This is a genomic window from Gilliamella sp. Fer1-1, from assembly GCF_001690825.1.
Lineage (GTDB): Bacteria > Pseudomonadota > Gammaproteobacteria > Enterobacterales > Orbaceae > Gilliamella > Gilliamella apicola_C.
The window spans coordinates 1-15,499 of sequence record NZ_LZGX01000077.1; the positions used below are offsets into that span (position 1 = coordinate 1).

The following is a 15,499-nucleotide window of genomic DNA, read 5'->3' on the forward strand; positions in this document are numbered from 1 at the left end:
GCCACAAGTGAGTATATTAACAGATTCGGTAAAATTATCTGATGTCGATGTAAAAAAACCTATATTAACTGCGGATAATATGCGACTTGATGTTGAACTATTGCCTCTTTTCTCAAAAAAATTATCTATCAAAAATGTATTTATAAAATCAGCAATCATCAACGTCACTGATGAAAGTAAAGGTAATATTGCAAAAAATGGTGCTAAAAAAACACCTATGGATACGACCACTAATGAGTCAACGGATTCTAAAGATAAAAAAAATACATCTAGTTGGCAGTTTAGCTTAAATAAATTTGAAGTTACTGACAGTACAGTGGTATTACAATATAAAGATGATCTTATTAACTTTAGAAATACTAATCTTATTGTAGAACAAGTTAAAGATAAAAATATCGCTATTGATTTAAACGGTAACGTAGATAAAAATCAACAAGATATGTCATACCTAATACATGCTAATGTCGATTTAAATGAATTTCCAAGACAAGCAATCATCGATTTAAATAAGTTAAATTTTACTTATAAAGGCATCGCTAATTCAGCAAAAGAATTAAAAGGAAACATAAGTGGCGTTTTTAATTACCAACATAATCCTCAGATTTTAAAAAGCCAAAATTTATCTTTCTCAGTTAATGGTAATAATTTCATTGGTGTTATCAATGCAGATTTAACAAGTAAACCAGAAATAAATTTGCAGTTAAATTCTGATAAAATTGATCTCTCTTCATTACTGAAAATTGGTGAAAAAACAAACGGAAAGGCTAATAGTCAACAAACCCCTCCTGTGGTGTCAAATGTTACAAAGAGCAATAATGAATTAAATTTTTTAAATGCTTTCAATGCTAAGGCTAAGTTAACTATCAAGCAACTTAACGCCAATAAAATGACGTTTAACAATATTAATGTTGATATAACTAATAATGACGGTATTGCTATATTCAGAAATATGAGTTTAGATTTTGCTAAAGGTCATATATTGGCAACAGGTGTTGCAAATGGCAAACAAAAAAACACATTAATAAAACTAAATACCAAAATAACTGATGTTGATTTAAATACATTTTTTAAGCAAATAGATACGGCACATGATCTAGATGGTTTATTTAATGCTAGCGGGGATTTACAAAGTAACACCTTATCAGGTTCTAAATTGTTAGCAAACTTACAAGGCAATGTGGCCATTGTTGTAACAAATGCAAAGCTCAATAATTTAAATATTGAAAGTATTATCCAAAATGCGGTAGCTCGCTATTCAAAAAATGATACAACACCTGAAAATCAGAAAAAATACACCGAATTTCAAACAATTTCAGCTAATGCCTATTTGAAGCAAGGTAACTTGGAGTTTTCAACATTAACAGCGAATTCAGCAATACTTGAGATCATTGAAGGTTCAGGAAGAGTCGGGCTCTTAAACCGTGATTTAGATATTAATTTGAACTTAAAAATGTTAGGTGGCTGGAATACTAAAAATGAGGTAATTGCAAAGCTACAAAAGTTAACAATACCACTACGTATTTATGGTGAATTTGCTAAGCTTCGTTATCAAATTGATATTGCTAAATTAATCAATGATGTATTTAGTGACAAATTACAAGATCGTTTAGAAAAACTTCGAGATAAATTAGAAAATCATCATTCTAAAGATAATTCAAAGTCTAAATCAAAAACTTCTAATATCTTAGGCGAACTACTAAAAAGGCAGTAATAAAAAAAGGTGAGCAAAGCTCACCTTTTTTATACTCGATACTCAAGCCGAACTACTTATAAAATAAACTTGCTCAGATCTTCATCTGCAACCAGTTTATCTAAATGATCGCTTACATATTTAGCATCAATTGTAACTGTTTGTCCGCCAAGTTCACTAGCCTCGAATGAAACTTCTTCCATCAAACGCTCTAATACAGTATGTAATCTACGTGCGCCAATATTTTCATTTTGCTCATTCACTTGCCATGCTGATTCTGCAATTTTACGAATACCATCTGGCGTAAAATCGATATTAACACCTTCGGTTGCCATTAGCGCTTTATATTGAACCGTAAGTGAAGCATTTGGTTCAGTTAAAATACGTTCAAAATCTTCGCTTGTTAGTGCCTGTAATTCGACTCGAATTGGCAATCTACCTTGTAATTCAGGAATTAAATCTGATGGATTTGCTGTTTGAAAAGCGCCCGATGCAATAAATAAGATATGATCCGTTTTAACAGAGCCATGTTTAGTTGATACTGTACAACCTTCAACTAATGGTAAAAGATCACGCTGTACGCCTTCGCGCGAAACATCTGGCCCTGATGAGTTACCGCGCTTACACACTTTATCTATTTCATCAATAAAGACAATTCCGTTCTGCTCAACCGCTTCAATCGCTTCATGCTTAAGATCATCTGGATTAACCAACTTAGCGGCTTCTTCATCAATAAGCTGTTTAAAGGCATCTTTTATTTTCATTTTGCGCGGTTTAGTTTTTTGCCCACCTAAATTTTGAAACATCGACTGTAATTGGTTTGTCATTTCTTCCATGCCAGGAGGTGCCATAATTTCAACACCAATATTAACACCAGCTACTTCAATTTCAATTTCTTTATCGTCAAGTGTGCCTTCACGTAATTTTTTGCGAAAAGCTTGCCTTGCTGTTGAAGCATTATTATCTTCAACTTGTCCCCAACCATCTTTAGCTGGTGGCACTAGCACATCTAAAATGCGCTCTTCGGCTAATTCTTCCGCTCTATGACGATTGCGTTCAATTGCTTCTTGGCGTATCATTTTTACTGCAGAATCTGTTAGATCTCGAATAATTGAATCAACTTCTTTTCCCACATAACCAACTTCTGTAAATTTAGTCGCCTCTACTTTAATAAAAGGTGCGTGAGCCAATTTTGCAAGGCGTCTTGCAATTTCAGTTTTACCAACACCTGTTGGTCCAATCATCAGTATATTTTTAGGTGTAACTTCATGACGTAATGTTTCATCAAGTTGCATACGACGCCAGCGATTACGTAGTGCTATAGCTACAGAACGTTTCGCTTTATCTTGGCCAATGATATGTTGGTTTAATTCGCTTACAATTTCGCGAGGAGTCATTTCAGACATAATAATATTCTCTTTAATTCAGTTGATTAGTAATTGAGCTCTTCAATGGTTTGGAAGTTATTTGTATACACACAAATGTCCCCCGCTATTGATAATGATTTTTGCACAATATCGTGTGCAGAAAGTGAGGTATTATCAAGTAATGCTCGTGCAGCTGCTTGTGCATAAGGACCGCCAGAACCAATGGCAATTAAATCGTCTTCGGGTTGGATAACATCACCAGTACCGGTAATAATTAATGATGCACTTTCATCAGCAACAGCAAGCAATGCCTCTAATTTGCGTAACATCCTATCCGTTCGCCAATCTTTAGCTAGCTCAACAGCAGCTTTGGTTAAATGACCTTGGTGCATCTCCAATTTTCGCTCAAATAGTTCGAATAATGTAAATGCATCAGCCGTACCACCAGCAAAACCCGCAATCACTTTGTTATTATATAAGCGACGAACTTTACGTGCATTACCTTTCATAATAATACGTTCGCCTAACGTGACTTGACCATCACCACCGATAACAACTTGCCCCTCACGACGGACACTAACAATTGTTGTCATGTTTTGCTCCTTATTTTACTTAAATAACTTAATTCGAAATGAATAGATGATATATTGGGGTAATTAATGTAATTTCAATATTCTAATTTATAGATATTGATCATTTATAGTAAATAATTCTAGGGAATATTGCGTTTACAATATAAAAAATTAGTTTGGTTGGAAGTCAATTTTCATTATTTTTACTTGATTATAAAATGTACTTGCAGGCTTTGGAATTATAGCTTGTTTCGTTGCTGAAAGTGCTTCTCGGCATAATGCCTCATCGCCACCTTTCGCACTAACATTAAGTAATAAACCATCAGGTGCAATTTGAATTTCTAATACACAATTTCGCCCACTATATAATTTGTTAGGATTAATAAATTTATTACTGATAGCATTTTGAACTAGAGATTTATACTTATCTAGCTCCCCATTTGAAACACCTTTCCGACTAGCAGCACCACCTGCTGGGCTGGGTATATTTGATGTAAGTCCACCCAGCAAGTTATCAAGCTCTTTATCTTTTTTTGCTTGTGCTGCTTTTTTTGCTTTTTCGATAGCAGCTTTATCTGCCGCCGCTTTTTCAGCAGCTTGCTTTTTTTCTTGTTCTTCTTTTTGTTTAGTTAACTCTGCTTGTTTGCGTTCATTTTCAATTCGTTGCTTTTCAATAAGTTCTTGTTCAGCTTTTACTTTAGCCTCTTGTTCTTCTTTCTGCTTGGCGAGTTCTTCTTGCTTACGTAAAGTTTCTTCACGTTGTTTATCTAATAATTCTCGCTCAGCTTTTAATTTAGCTTCTTGCTCTGCTTTTTGTTTTGCTAGCTCAGCTTGTTGTTGTTCTAAGCGCTGTCTTTCAGCCTGTCTTTGTTGTTCTTCTAACTGCTCTTTAGCTTTTCTAGCATCTTCTTCTTTTTGTCTTGCTATCCGCGCAGCTTGCGCAGCCTCTGCCTCTTTCTTCTGCTGTTGTTCTACTTTTAGGCGCTCTCTTTCTAGCTCTTTAAGCCGCTGTTCTTGGGCAAGCTGTTGTTCCTGCAATATTCGAGCCTGATCATCAATTTGTTGCTGCCTTTGTTTCTCAGCTTGCTTTTGGCTAACTTGTGTCCTTAGTTGCCTTTGATATTGTTCGGTCATGACAGAAGGATCAACCATAATAGCATCAATAGAATTTCCATCGACACGGCCATAGTTTACATTATTATCAGATATAACTCGGTATCCTAAAATAACAATTAAAATGACATGTAATATAATGGATAGGGCAATAGCTATACTTAATTTTGAATTTGGTTTATAAGACATTACTGACATTTTACTATATTATTTTTATTTAAATCGGTTGAGTCATTAATCCTACAGATTTAACGCCTGCAGATTGTAATAAATTCAATGCTTTTATAATTTCTTCATAGGGAACATCTTTTGCACCACCAACTAAAAAAACAGCCTTTTCATTAAGCGACATCTGTTGTTTTACTTCTGCTACAATTTGTTCTTTTGGTAAATTAGTTTGACGATCTTGATCAATAATCATTGCATATATACCAACTCCAGAAACTTCAATAATGATTGGCTTATTTTCTGAAGGTGAAACCGTTTTTGATTCCGATGCTTCAGGAAGATCAACTTCAACACTTTGACTAATAATTGGGGCTGTAGCCATAAAAATAAGTACTAAGACTAATAATACATCCAATAAAGGGACTATATTGATTTCAGTTTTAGTTGAATAACGTGAGCGTCTACGCATAATTAATTCCTAACGGCAACTGCTTGACGTTGTAAAATTGCAGAAAATTCATCAATAAAATTGAGGTAACTTTGCTCAATTCGGCTTACACTCAATGATAAGCGATTATATGCAATTACCGCGGGGATGGCAGCAAATAAGCCAATTGCAGTTGCAATTAATGCTTCAGCAATCCCTGGGGCAACCATTTGCAGTGTCGCTTGTTTAACTGCACCTAAAGAAATAAACGCATGCATAATCCCCCAAACTGTACCAAATAAACCAATATATGGGCTAATAGAACCTACTGTGCCTAAAAAAGGAATATGTAATTCCAAGTTGTCAAGCTCACGATTCATTGCTAAACGCATAGAACGTGATGCACCATCTAATGCAGATTGAGCCATATTGGGATTAATTTGATATAATCGTGAAAACTCTTTAAAGCCTGAATAAAAGATATGCTCAGTGCCGCTGATGTCTTCTTTATTGAATTTTGCTTTATCAAATAAAACATTTAAATCATCTGCAACCCAAAAGCTATTATCAAATTGCTCGATTTGTTTTTTAGCTTTACCTAAAATTTTAGTTCGTTGAAATATAATAGCCCATGACATAACAGAAAAAGTAAGTAATAACAACATAACACATTGTACTAAGAGGCCTGCTTGCAAAAACAGATCAATAATATTTAGATTTTCCACTTATATAAACTCCAAAACTAATAACTTGGGAAGCGCGCACGGCTTCATTTTAGTGATATCAACACAAGCAATAAGAACATCTGCTGTGCTGATAACGCGTTTATTTTGATTAAAAATAGTCTGTTTAAAAATAATAGACGCCTTGCGAACTTGCTCAACTTGAGTACTAATAGTCAACATATCATCTAAATGGGCTGGAGCATGGTAGCTAATATCCATCTTTTTTACAACAAAAGCAATACTTTCTTGCAATAACGTCTGTTGGCTAATTCCTAATTGCCTTAGTATTTCGGTTCTAGCCCGTTCAAAAAAAGCTAGATATCTAGCATGATAAACTACGCCACCAGCATCAGTGTCTTCATAATAAACTCTTGCATTCCAATTAAATTGTTTCATATCTAAATAGCACTAACTGAATTTGACATTATTATAACTGAATATGAAATTCGCTGCACCATGATATAAAAAAACACAAATGAAAACAATTATCATTTGTTACTTATTTTCAACAACCCTATCAGAAAATTAAGAAAAGGTGGCTATGGCCACCTTTTTATTGTTGTTTAATTTATATTATTTACTGTTGGTTTATTTGTTGCTTGATTCTTTTTCACCACTATCTCGTTCAACCCATAAACCGACTATAGCTGATAACATACATGCAGCAATAAGTCCTATACACCATAAAACGTAATACATATTAGTTCCTTAATAAAGAGAATGTTTATTATTTTCGATATGATTTTTATCCAGTCTTCCAAACATTTTGATATATGACCAAATTGTATAAAAAAGAACAATAGGCAAAAATATAAGAACCACAATAAACATAATATTAAGTGTTAATTGACTTGATGATGCATCCCATATCGTTAAACTTGCATTTGGCATAATGCTTGATGGCATAATAAATGGGAAAGTTGCAATACCATATGTAAATAGAACGCAAACAATTGTTAATATCGATGAAAGGAATGCGGATCCATTTTTATTTAGGCTGGAAAAAAGAATAGTTAATAGTGGTAACATCACGCCTAAAACAGGTACTATCCATAAAATAGGATAATTTATATAGTTGGCTAACCACGTTGCATCTGTCGATACTGTTTTAGCTAATGGATTAGATGCTGCCTTATAATCAATTACACTCGTAATTTCATACCCATTAATACCAAATGCAACCCAAACTCCAGCTAAAACAAATGCAATTAACATTATTAAACTAGCAATTTGCGTCGCTGTTCTAGCTCTTAAATAAAGCTCTCCTGACGTTTTCATTTGTAACCATGTTCCGCCATGAGAAACAAATAACATTAAACTCACAATTCCCGTTAATAATGCAAAAGGATTAAGTAAGCCAAAAAAGTTACCATCATAAAACACACGATAAGCATTATCGAATCTAAAAGGAACGCCTTCTAATAAGTTACCAAAAGCGACACCAAAAACCAATGCAGGTACAAAGCTACCTGCAAAAATGCCGATATCCCATAGATTACGCCATTTTGAATTTTCTAATTTACTGCGATAATCAAAACCAATTGGTCTAAAAAATAGTGCGCAAAGCACTAAAATCATCGCAATATAAAATCCAGAAAATGATGCTGCATATGCCATTGGCCAAGCAGCAAAAATACCTGCACCAGCAGTGATTAACCAAACTTGGTTTCCATCCCAATGAGGAGCAATTGCATTAATCATAATACGGCGTTCTGTATCTGTTTTACCGATAAAAGGTAATAAAATACCCACACCCATATCAAAACCATCTGTGATAACAAAACCGATTAAAACAACACTAATCAGCACCCACCAGATGACGCGTATAATTTCGTAATCAATCATTGTGTATACTCCCTATGTCCTATTCTGTTACTGGTTGTGTTTTTTCATAATGGTAGTTTCCTGTTCCTAAAGAACTTGGCCCTAAGCGAGTAAACTTAAACATTAAGAATAATTCAGTAACTAAGAACAGGGTATAAAGTCCACAAATAAGCACCATTGTGAATAATACTTCCCCTGGTGTTAATGATGAATTAGCAACACCTGTTGGCAAGATATCTTGGATCGCCCAAGGTTGACGACCATATTCTGCAACAAACCAACCTGATTCACAGGCCAACCAAGGAAACGGTAAAAATAGAACCAATAAACGATGTAACCAACGTTTTTCACCAATTTTATTTTTATAAGTTGTCCATAAAGCAAAACCAGTGCCAAGGATCATTAACCCGCCAAGACCAACCATGATTCTAAAAGCCCAAAATAGTGGCCACACAGTTGGAATTGAATCTTCTGTTGCCGCTTTAATATGTTCTTCTGTTGCTTCAGGTATAGTTAAATTATCACGATCAGTAAAACGTTTAACTAAATAACCATAACCTAAATCAGCTTTATTAGCTTCAAAAGCTTCAAGTACAGTAGAATCTTGATTACCTTGTTGGATTTTTTCTAAGTTACTGTAAGCTAAAATACCATTTCTAATTCGAGTTTCATTATTGGCTAAAATATCTTTTAAACCTTTTACTGGAGTGTCAAGCGAACGAGTAGCGATTATTCCCATTGCATAAGGAATTTCAATTGCAAATGAGTTCTCTTTATTTTTTTGAGATGGAAATGCAATAACGTTAAATGGTGCTGGGGCAGGGTGAGTTTCCCATTCAGCTTCAATTGCTGCTAATTTAACTGGTTGCACGGTTGTGAGTTCATGGCCTGCTTCATCGCCCATAATGGCAACTGCAATTGACATAATAAAACCAAACATAGCAGCCACAGCAAAAGAACGTTTTGCAAAAGCAACATCGCGTTTTTTTAGCAAATAATAAGAGCTAATACTTAAAACAAAAATTGCGCCTGTTAAATAGCCAGCAGTAACAGTATGAACAAATTTATATTGAGCAACAGTGTTAGTAATCAACTCAAAAAAGTTAGCCATTTCCATACGGGAATTGATAGGATTAAATTCAGACCCTACAGGGAATTGCATCCAGCCATTAGCAACTAAAATCCAAAGCGCTGATAAATTTGAACCAAACGCTACGCACCAAGTCACCATTAAATGTTTACCACGGCTTAATCTATCCCAGCCAAAAAAGAATAAACCAACCATGGTTGATTCTAAGAAAAATGCCATTAAACCTTCAATCGCTAACGGCGCACCAAAAATGTCTCCCACGTAGTGTGAATAATAAGACCAGTTAGTACCGAATTGAAATTCCATGGTCAAACCTGTTGCGACACCAACGGCAAAATTGATACCAAACAGTTTACCCCAGAATTTTGTCATATCTTTCCAGATTTGCTTACCACTAACAACATACACTGTTTCCATAATTGCTAGCAAAAACGCCAAACCTAGCGTTAATGGTACAAAAATAAAATGATACATTGCCGTGAGTGCAAACTGGAGGCGTGAAAGTTCTACTATATCTAACATAAACGCTCCCTAATTCTTAAATGCTCACAAATTTCTATGTTATTGGCGGTTATTATACACCGATAATTACAGAATAAAAATTGATATACATCAAAAAACTATATCTTAGCTTGTTTTTTTACTGCATCACCAATATCGGTAAGGCTCTTTACGACTATAATGCCTGCTGATTGTAATGCTTTTGTTTTTTCTTCTGCTGTACCTTTATTTCCTGAAATAATTGCACCGGCATGCCCCATTCGTTTTCCTGATGGAGCTGAAACACCAGCGATGTAAGCAATAACAGGTTTAGTTACGTGTTTTTTAACATATTCAGCTGCTTCTTCTTCTGCGCTACCGCCAATTTCACCGATCATAACAATAACTTCAGTTTTAGGATCTTGTTCAAGTAATGCTAAAATAGAAATAAAATCACTACCCGGGATAGGATCACCACCGATACCAACGCATACAGATTGACCTATACCAATATCTGTTGTTTGTTTGACCGCTTCATAAGTTAATGTACCAGAGCGAGAAACTATCCCTACCGAGCCTGCACGGTGAATATGTCCTGGCATAATACCTATTTTACACTCGTCAGGAACAATAATACCTGGGCAGTTTGGTCCTATCATTACTACATTGTTAAGTTGTAATTTTTCTTTAACAATCAGCATATCTAAAGTTGGGATGCCTTCAGTAATACAAACAATTAATTTAATTCCTGCATCAATTGCCTCTAAAATAGAGTCTTTACCGAATGCTGCTGGCACATAAATAACACTTGCAGTTGCGCCGGTTGTTGCAACCGCTTCTTTTACAGTGTTAAAAACAGGCAAACCTAAGTGAGTTGTACCGCCTTTGCCTGGTGTCACACCACCAACTAACTTGGTACCATATGCAAGCGCTTGCTGTGAATGGAAAGTTCCTTGGCTACCCGTAAAGCCTTGGCAGATAACTTTGGTTTCTTTATTAACTAAAATTGACATGATAACTATTCTCCATACATCCTATATACTAGGCAACAGCAACAATTTTTTGAGCCGCATCTATTAAACTTTCTGCAGTAATAACATTTAATTTACTTTTAGATAAAATTTCTCGGGCAAGTTGTGCATTATTACCTTCCAGGCGTACGACAACAGGAACGGTAAGGCTTATTTCTTTTATTGCACTAATAATACCATCGGCAATTAAATCACAACGAACAATACCGCCAAAAATATTCACTAAAATCGCTTTTACGTTTTTGTCAGATAATATTAACTTAAATGCTTCAGCAACACGTTCTTTCGTTGTGCCACCACCAACATCTAAAAAGTTAGCTGGTTCACCGCCATGCAGTTTAATAATATCCATAGTTGCCATCGCAAGACCTGCACCATTAACCATACAGCCAATATTGCCACTTAATGATACATAACTAATGCCTTGTTTTGCTGCGATTGATTCACGCTCATCTTCTTGAGTTGTATCTCTTAAAATATTTAAGCTAGGATGCCTAAAAAGGGCATTATCATCTAAAACAATTTTTGCATCTAAACAAACTAATTCTTCTGAATTAGTAATCACTAATGGGTTAACTTCGGCTAATGAAACATCATTCTCTAAAAATAATTTAGCGAAATTAACAAATAATTTTGTAAACTGATTAACTAATTTGCCTGTTAATCCTAATTTAAATGCAAGCTCACGGCCTTGGTAAGCACAAGGTCCCGTTAAAGGATCAAGCAAAGTTTTATAAATTAAGTGTGGTGATTTTTCGGCAACACTTTCTATATCAACACCACCTTCTGTTGAAGCCATAATCACTACACGCTTAGAACTACGATCAACCACTGCCCCCAAATAAAGCTCTTTATAAATATTAGATGCTTTTTCAATTAAAATCTTATTAACAGGCTGACCTTTACCAGTAGTTTGATAAGTAACAAGGTGTTGCCCAAACCATTTTTCAGCAAATTGCTTTATTTCATCATAGTTTTCAGTACAAATAACACCACCAGCTTTACCTCGCCCTCCTGCATGAACCTGACATTTAGCGACTAAAGGGTTTGAGACTGTTTCTGACGATAATTCGGCTAATGTATCTTGTATTTCATCAATCGAATTACAAACGTATCCTTGCGGTACGGGTAAATTATATTGCTTAAAAAGGTATTTAGATTGATATTCGTGCAGGTTCATAACGAAATTCCACAGCCTAAGTTAATATAAAAATGATGATAATTTTAATGCAAGATAAATAAATTGTATAGCAAATAATAACTTATGTTTGATGTGATTTAGAATCATTGCTGATAATAAATGACAATGATATACTTCTAAGAGAAATTTATATATCGTAAATAACAAAGGTACAAATATGAAACAAGTTGGTATTTTTTTTGGTAGTGACACCGGCAATACAGAAAATGTAGCAAAGCAAATCCAACTCATTTTAGGTAGTGATAAAGCTGAAGTTTTCGATATTGCAAAAGCCACTAAAGAAAACATTGAACAATATAATTACCTATTTTTTGGTATTCCAACTTGGTACTATGGTGAATCACAAGCTGACTGGGATGATTTTTTTCCTAATTTAGAAAAAATTGATTTTAGTGGTAAAACAGTGGCTATTTTTGGTTGTGGCGATCAAGAAGATTACGCAGAGTATTTCTGTGATGCTATGGGAACACTTCGCGATATTATCGAACCTAAAGGCGCTAAAATTGTTGGAAACTGGCCTATTGAAGGGTACAGTTTTGAATCGTCAAAAAGCTTAGTTGATGATACACATTTCGTTGGTTTAGCTATTGACGAAGATCGCCAACCAGAATTAACAGAAGAGCGCATCAACAGTTGGGTAAATCAAGTCCGAGCTGAAATGAAAATTTAATCTATTAAAATGATTTCTTTTATTTACCTTATATAGTTCCTATAATGGAAACATATTAACAAATTAATGGGAAGTAATATGACAAATCATGATAATGATAATAATGCGGCGCTCAAAAGTGCAGGCTTAAAAGTTACGTTACCAAGATTAAAGATTTTAGAATTATTACGGAATCCTTCATGTCAACATATCACCGTGGAAGATCTGTATAAGAAATTAATTGATATGGGAGAGGAAATCGGGCTTGCAACCGTTTATCGCGTTTTAAACCAATTTGACGATGCAGGAATTGTTACTCGTCATAACTTTGAGGGTGGCAAAGCAGTTTTCGAGTTGGCGACACAACAACATCATGATCATTTAATTTGCTTAGATTGTGGCGAAGTATTTGAATTTCGAGATGACATTATCAACACAAGGCAAAAAGAAATTGCTGAGCAATATGGTGTTGAACTAACTTTTCATAGTTTATATCTTTATGGGCATTGTCAATCGGGTAATTGTAAGGCACACCCTGAACTTCATCGCAAAAAATAAGCCTATTCCAATAGGCTTTTTATTCATTTAAAATATGATAACTTACCTTGTGCTAGGCTAATAATCAATGAAACAACTTTTAAACTTCGTTCCGCTTGCGTTCTTTTTTGTTTTTCTTTCTATGTATGATGTCTTTGTCGGTGTTCAAGCATTGATGATCACTGCAACAATCTGCTTTCTTCTAATCCTTGCCTTATATAGGAAAATAGATAAAGTAGAGTTGATATCTTATTTAATGGTTATGGTTTTTGGTGGATTTACACTTTATATGCGTGATCCTAATATAATTAAATGGAAAGTCACGATTATTAACTTTTTATTTGCCGCAGCCTTGTTAGTTAGTCAATTTATTTTCAAAAAAAATCTGTTGCAAAAAATGCTTGGCAAAGAAATCCAGCTAGATATAACTATTTGGAATAAATTAAATTTATTATGGGTTATCTTTTTTATACTATGTGGCATAACAAGTTTAGTGGCAACCTATTACACTACAGATGATTTCTTTTGGATATTTAAAGTATTTATTTTGCCGAGCGCATCATTACTGTTATCGTTAATATCAGGTATTTATATCTATAAAAATATGAATAATGATTTAGAGAACAAATAATAAAAAGGGTATTTTAGCATGACACAAGATACAAATCCTAAAGGTCAACTAGTGCTTAGAACGCTTGCAATGCCAGCAGACACCAATCCTCATGGGCACATTTTTGGTGGTTGGATCATGTCTCAAATGGATCTTGCAGGCGGTATTTTATCAAAAGAGATCGCAAGAAACCGAGTTGTAACGGTTAATGCTAGTAGTATTACATTTTATAAACCAGCCATGGTGGGCGATGTGGTTTGTTGTTATGCACATTGCATTAAAACTGGAAAAACATCTATCACAATAGGTATTGAAGTTTGGGTTAAAAAAGTCATTGATACATCTGATACAACACAACGATTTTGCATAACAGATGCTGTATTTACTTATGTTTCAGTGGACAAACATAATAATCCCAAACCATTACCAGAGGTATTCCAGCATTATGATTCAACTAAGGATCCGATAACTAAATTAAACCTAAATAATAACTAATAAGTATGCAATTTACCTCATTTCATGCTTTAGTCAGTTCTTTGATCTTCCTCGTTTATTGGCTGATCATTGTTTCAACGACGTTACGTATTGTCTTTAAACGAAGACCAACAACTTACGTTATTGCATGGATGTTAGTTATTTATATCTTACCACTTGTGGGTGTGATCTTATATTTTGCGCTAGGCGAAGCTCACTTAGGGCAACAACGCGTTAAACGAGCTCAAAAAATGCGCCCAACTATTTCCAAGTTTATTCATCGAATAGGTGACTTTTCTGATATCTTCACTGGTAACGTAAGCCAAGTTAGCAAACCCATTTTCCAACTTTGTAAGCACCAGACGGGTCTTGATGGTATTAATGGTAATCACATTGAATTGTTGAGTGAAACCAATGTCATTTTTGACCGTTTAATTGATGATATAAACCAAGCGACATCAAATATTGAAATGGTATTTTATATCTGGAATGAAGGTGGTCGAGCTGATGATGTTGAGCAGGCGCTCATTCAAGCAAGTAAACGTGGCGTAATTTGCCGATTAATGGTTGATTCTGCTGGTAGCCGGCATTTTATCCAAACAAACGCGAGTAAAAGAATGCGCGATGCTGGCATTATCATTGTCGAAGCTTTACAAGTAAACTTGCTTCGCTTTATGTTTAGACGGTTAGATTTACGCCAACACCGAAAAGTCGCTATTATTGATAACTATATATCTTATACTGGAAGCATGAATATAGTTGATCCGCGTTTTTTTAAACAAAATAAACATGTTGGTGAATGGGTTGATATTATGGTAAGAATGAGTGGGCCGGTTACAACACTTATGGGAGCCATATATGCTTGTGATTGGGAGCTAGAAACAGGTAAACATTTAGCATTACCACAAATTACTGATTTTGCCGAGCCACCAGAAGATAAAAAACACATTATGCAATTGATCCCATCTGGCCCAGGTTATACAGAAAATATGATCCATCAAGTGCTATTAACAGCAATTTATTCAGCACAAGAGCAAATTATTTTTACTACACCTTATTTAGTACCAAGTGATGATATTTTACATGCTGTATGCACCGCAGCACAGCGAGGGGTCGAAGTGATTATCATCATTCCCAAAAATAATGATTCATTAATGGTCAAATGGGCAAGTCGAGCCTTTTTTTCTGAATTATTAAACGGCGGGGTAAAACTCTATCAATTCAATGATAACTTATTACATACTAAAAGTGTTTTAATTGACAACCAGCTCAGCCTTGTTGGTACTGTTAATTTAGATATGCGTAGCTTATGGCTTAATTTTGAAATTACCACTGTAATTGATGATGCAGAGTTTGCTAATTCACTAGCCGATCTTTTACAAAAATATTTATCTAATTCAGATCAAATAAAGGCCGAAAAATGGAACCAGCGGCCTATATGGCAACGTGTAACTGAGAGATTGTTTTACTTTTTTGCCCCTTTACTATAACTATTGGGCTAGTGTTAAGCCTACATCTATTATTGCTAGCAATATTGCTAC

Annotated in this window: 17 protein-coding genes; 6 read left to right on the forward strand and 11 right to left on the reverse strand. The window is 34.8% G+C overall.

Annotated elements, in window-relative coordinates; genetic code table 11:
- Positions 1–1,711: AsmA family protein (locus A9G28_RS08825; protein ID WP_065580434.1), on the forward strand; the 1,711-nt coding region annotated here is incomplete at its 5' end.
- A gap of 56 nt (positions 1,712–1,767) precedes the next feature.
- Here A9G28_RS08825 and hslU read toward each other — a convergent pair.
- The 11 genes from hslU to sucC all read right to left on the reverse strand — a co-directional run bounded on the left by hslU (position 1,768) and on the right by sucC (position 11,667).
- The gene (hslU, locus tag A9G28_RS08830) at positions 1,768–3,096 is read right to left on the reverse strand and encodes an HslU--HslV peptidase ATPase subunit (RefSeq protein WP_065567713.1); all 1,329 of its coding nucleotides are present in this window, start codon (positions 3,094–3,096) and stop codon (positions 1,768–1,770) included.
- Positions 3,097–3,122: 26 nt separating this feature from the next.
- Positions 3,123–3,650, reverse strand: coding sequence for an ATP-dependent protease subunit HslV (gene hslV / locus A9G28_RS08835; RefSeq protein ID WP_025316169.1), 528 nt, complete (start codon positions 3,648–3,650; stop codon positions 3,123–3,125).
- 150 nt (positions 3,651–3,800) lie between these two features.
- On the reverse strand, positions 3,801–4,931 hold the full coding sequence (gene tolA, locus A9G28_RS08840) for a cell envelope integrity protein TolA (RefSeq protein ID WP_176702139.1): 1,131 nt from the start codon (positions 4,929–4,931) through the stop codon (positions 3,801–3,803).
- 28 nt (positions 4,932–4,959) lie between these two features.
- Positions 4,960–5,379 carry a colicin uptake protein TolR gene (gene tolR, locus A9G28_RS08845; RefSeq protein WP_065567711.1) on the reverse strand — a complete coding sequence of 140 codons (420 nt, stop codon included), beginning with the start codon at positions 5,377–5,379 and terminating at the stop codon, positions 4,960–4,962.
- Between the two features lie 2 nt (positions 5,380–5,381).
- Positions 5,382–6,062 (reverse strand): protein TolQ, encoded by a 681-nt coding sequence (gene tolQ, locus A9G28_RS08850; RefSeq protein ID WP_065580436.1) that lies wholly within the window; start codon positions 6,060–6,062, stop codon positions 5,382–5,384.
- Positions 6,063–6,458, reverse strand: a complete 396-nt coding sequence (gene ybgC, locus A9G28_RS08855; RefSeq protein ID WP_065567709.1) for a tol-pal system-associated acyl-CoA thioesterase — start codon at positions 6,456–6,458, stop codon at positions 6,063–6,065.
- A 192-nt stretch (positions 6,459–6,650) separates the two neighbouring features.
- Complete coding sequence (locus tag A9G28_RS13365; protein WP_141671992.1) at positions 6,651–6,761, reverse strand: cytochrome bd oxidase small subunit, CydX/CbdX family; 111 nt, start codon at positions 6,759–6,761, stop codon at positions 6,651–6,653.
- A 9-nt stretch (positions 6,762–6,770) separates the two neighbouring features.
- Positions 6,771–7,907: a cytochrome d ubiquinol oxidase subunit II gene (gene cydB / locus A9G28_RS08860; RefSeq protein ID WP_065567708.1), complete on the reverse strand. Its 1,137-nt coding sequence runs from the start codon at positions 7,905–7,907 to the stop codon at positions 6,771–6,773.
- 19 nt (positions 7,908–7,926) lie between these two features.
- Complete coding sequence (locus A9G28_RS08865) at positions 7,927–9,498, reverse strand: cytochrome ubiquinol oxidase subunit I (RefSeq protein ID WP_065580437.1); 1,572 nt, start codon at positions 9,496–9,498, stop codon at positions 7,927–7,929.
- 98 nt (positions 9,499–9,596) lie between these two features.
- The gene (gene sucD, locus A9G28_RS08870; protein WP_065567706.1) at positions 9,597–10,469 is read right to left on the reverse strand and encodes a succinate--CoA ligase subunit alpha; all 873 of its coding nucleotides are present in this window, start codon (positions 10,467–10,469) and stop codon (positions 9,597–9,599) included.
- A 28-nt stretch (positions 10,470–10,497) separates the two neighbouring features.
- Positions 10,498–11,667, reverse strand: coding sequence for an ADP-forming succinate--CoA ligase subunit beta (gene sucC / locus A9G28_RS08875; protein ID WP_065567705.1), 1,170 nt, complete (start codon positions 11,665–11,667; stop codon positions 10,498–10,500).
- Positions 11,668–11,845: 178 nt separating this feature from the next.
- Between sucC and fldA the strand changes: the two genes are divergently transcribed.
- The 5 genes from fldA to cls all read left to right on the forward strand — a co-directional run bounded on the left by fldA (position 11,846) and on the right by cls (position 15,448).
- Positions 11,846–12,358 carry a flavodoxin FldA gene (fldA, locus tag A9G28_RS08880; RefSeq protein WP_065567704.1) on the forward strand — a complete coding sequence of 171 codons (513 nt, stop codon included), beginning with the start codon at positions 11,846–11,848 and terminating at the stop codon, positions 12,356–12,358.
- 78 nt (positions 12,359–12,436) lie between these two features.
- Positions 12,437–12,895 carry a ferric iron uptake transcriptional regulator gene (gene fur / locus A9G28_RS08885; protein ID WP_065567703.1) on the forward strand — a complete coding sequence of 153 codons (459 nt, stop codon included), beginning with the start codon at positions 12,437–12,439 and terminating at the stop codon, positions 12,893–12,895.
- A 67-nt stretch (positions 12,896–12,962) separates the two neighbouring features.
- Entirely contained in the window at positions 12,963–13,505 is a 543-nt protein-coding gene (locus tag A9G28_RS08890; protein WP_065580438.1) for an inner membrane-spanning protein YciB, read from the forward strand.
- A gap of 18 nt (positions 13,506–13,523) precedes the next feature.
- Positions 13,524–13,979 carry an acyl-CoA thioester hydrolase YciA gene (yciA, locus tag A9G28_RS08895; protein WP_065567701.1) on the forward strand — a complete coding sequence of 152 codons (456 nt, stop codon included), beginning with the start codon at positions 13,524–13,526 and terminating at the stop codon, positions 13,977–13,979.
- A 5-nt stretch (positions 13,980–13,984) separates the two neighbouring features.
- Entirely contained in the window at positions 13,985–15,448 is a 1,464-nt protein-coding gene (cls, locus tag A9G28_RS08900; protein WP_065580439.1) for a cardiolipin synthase, read from the forward strand.
- Positions 15,449–15,499 lie beyond the last annotated feature (51 nt).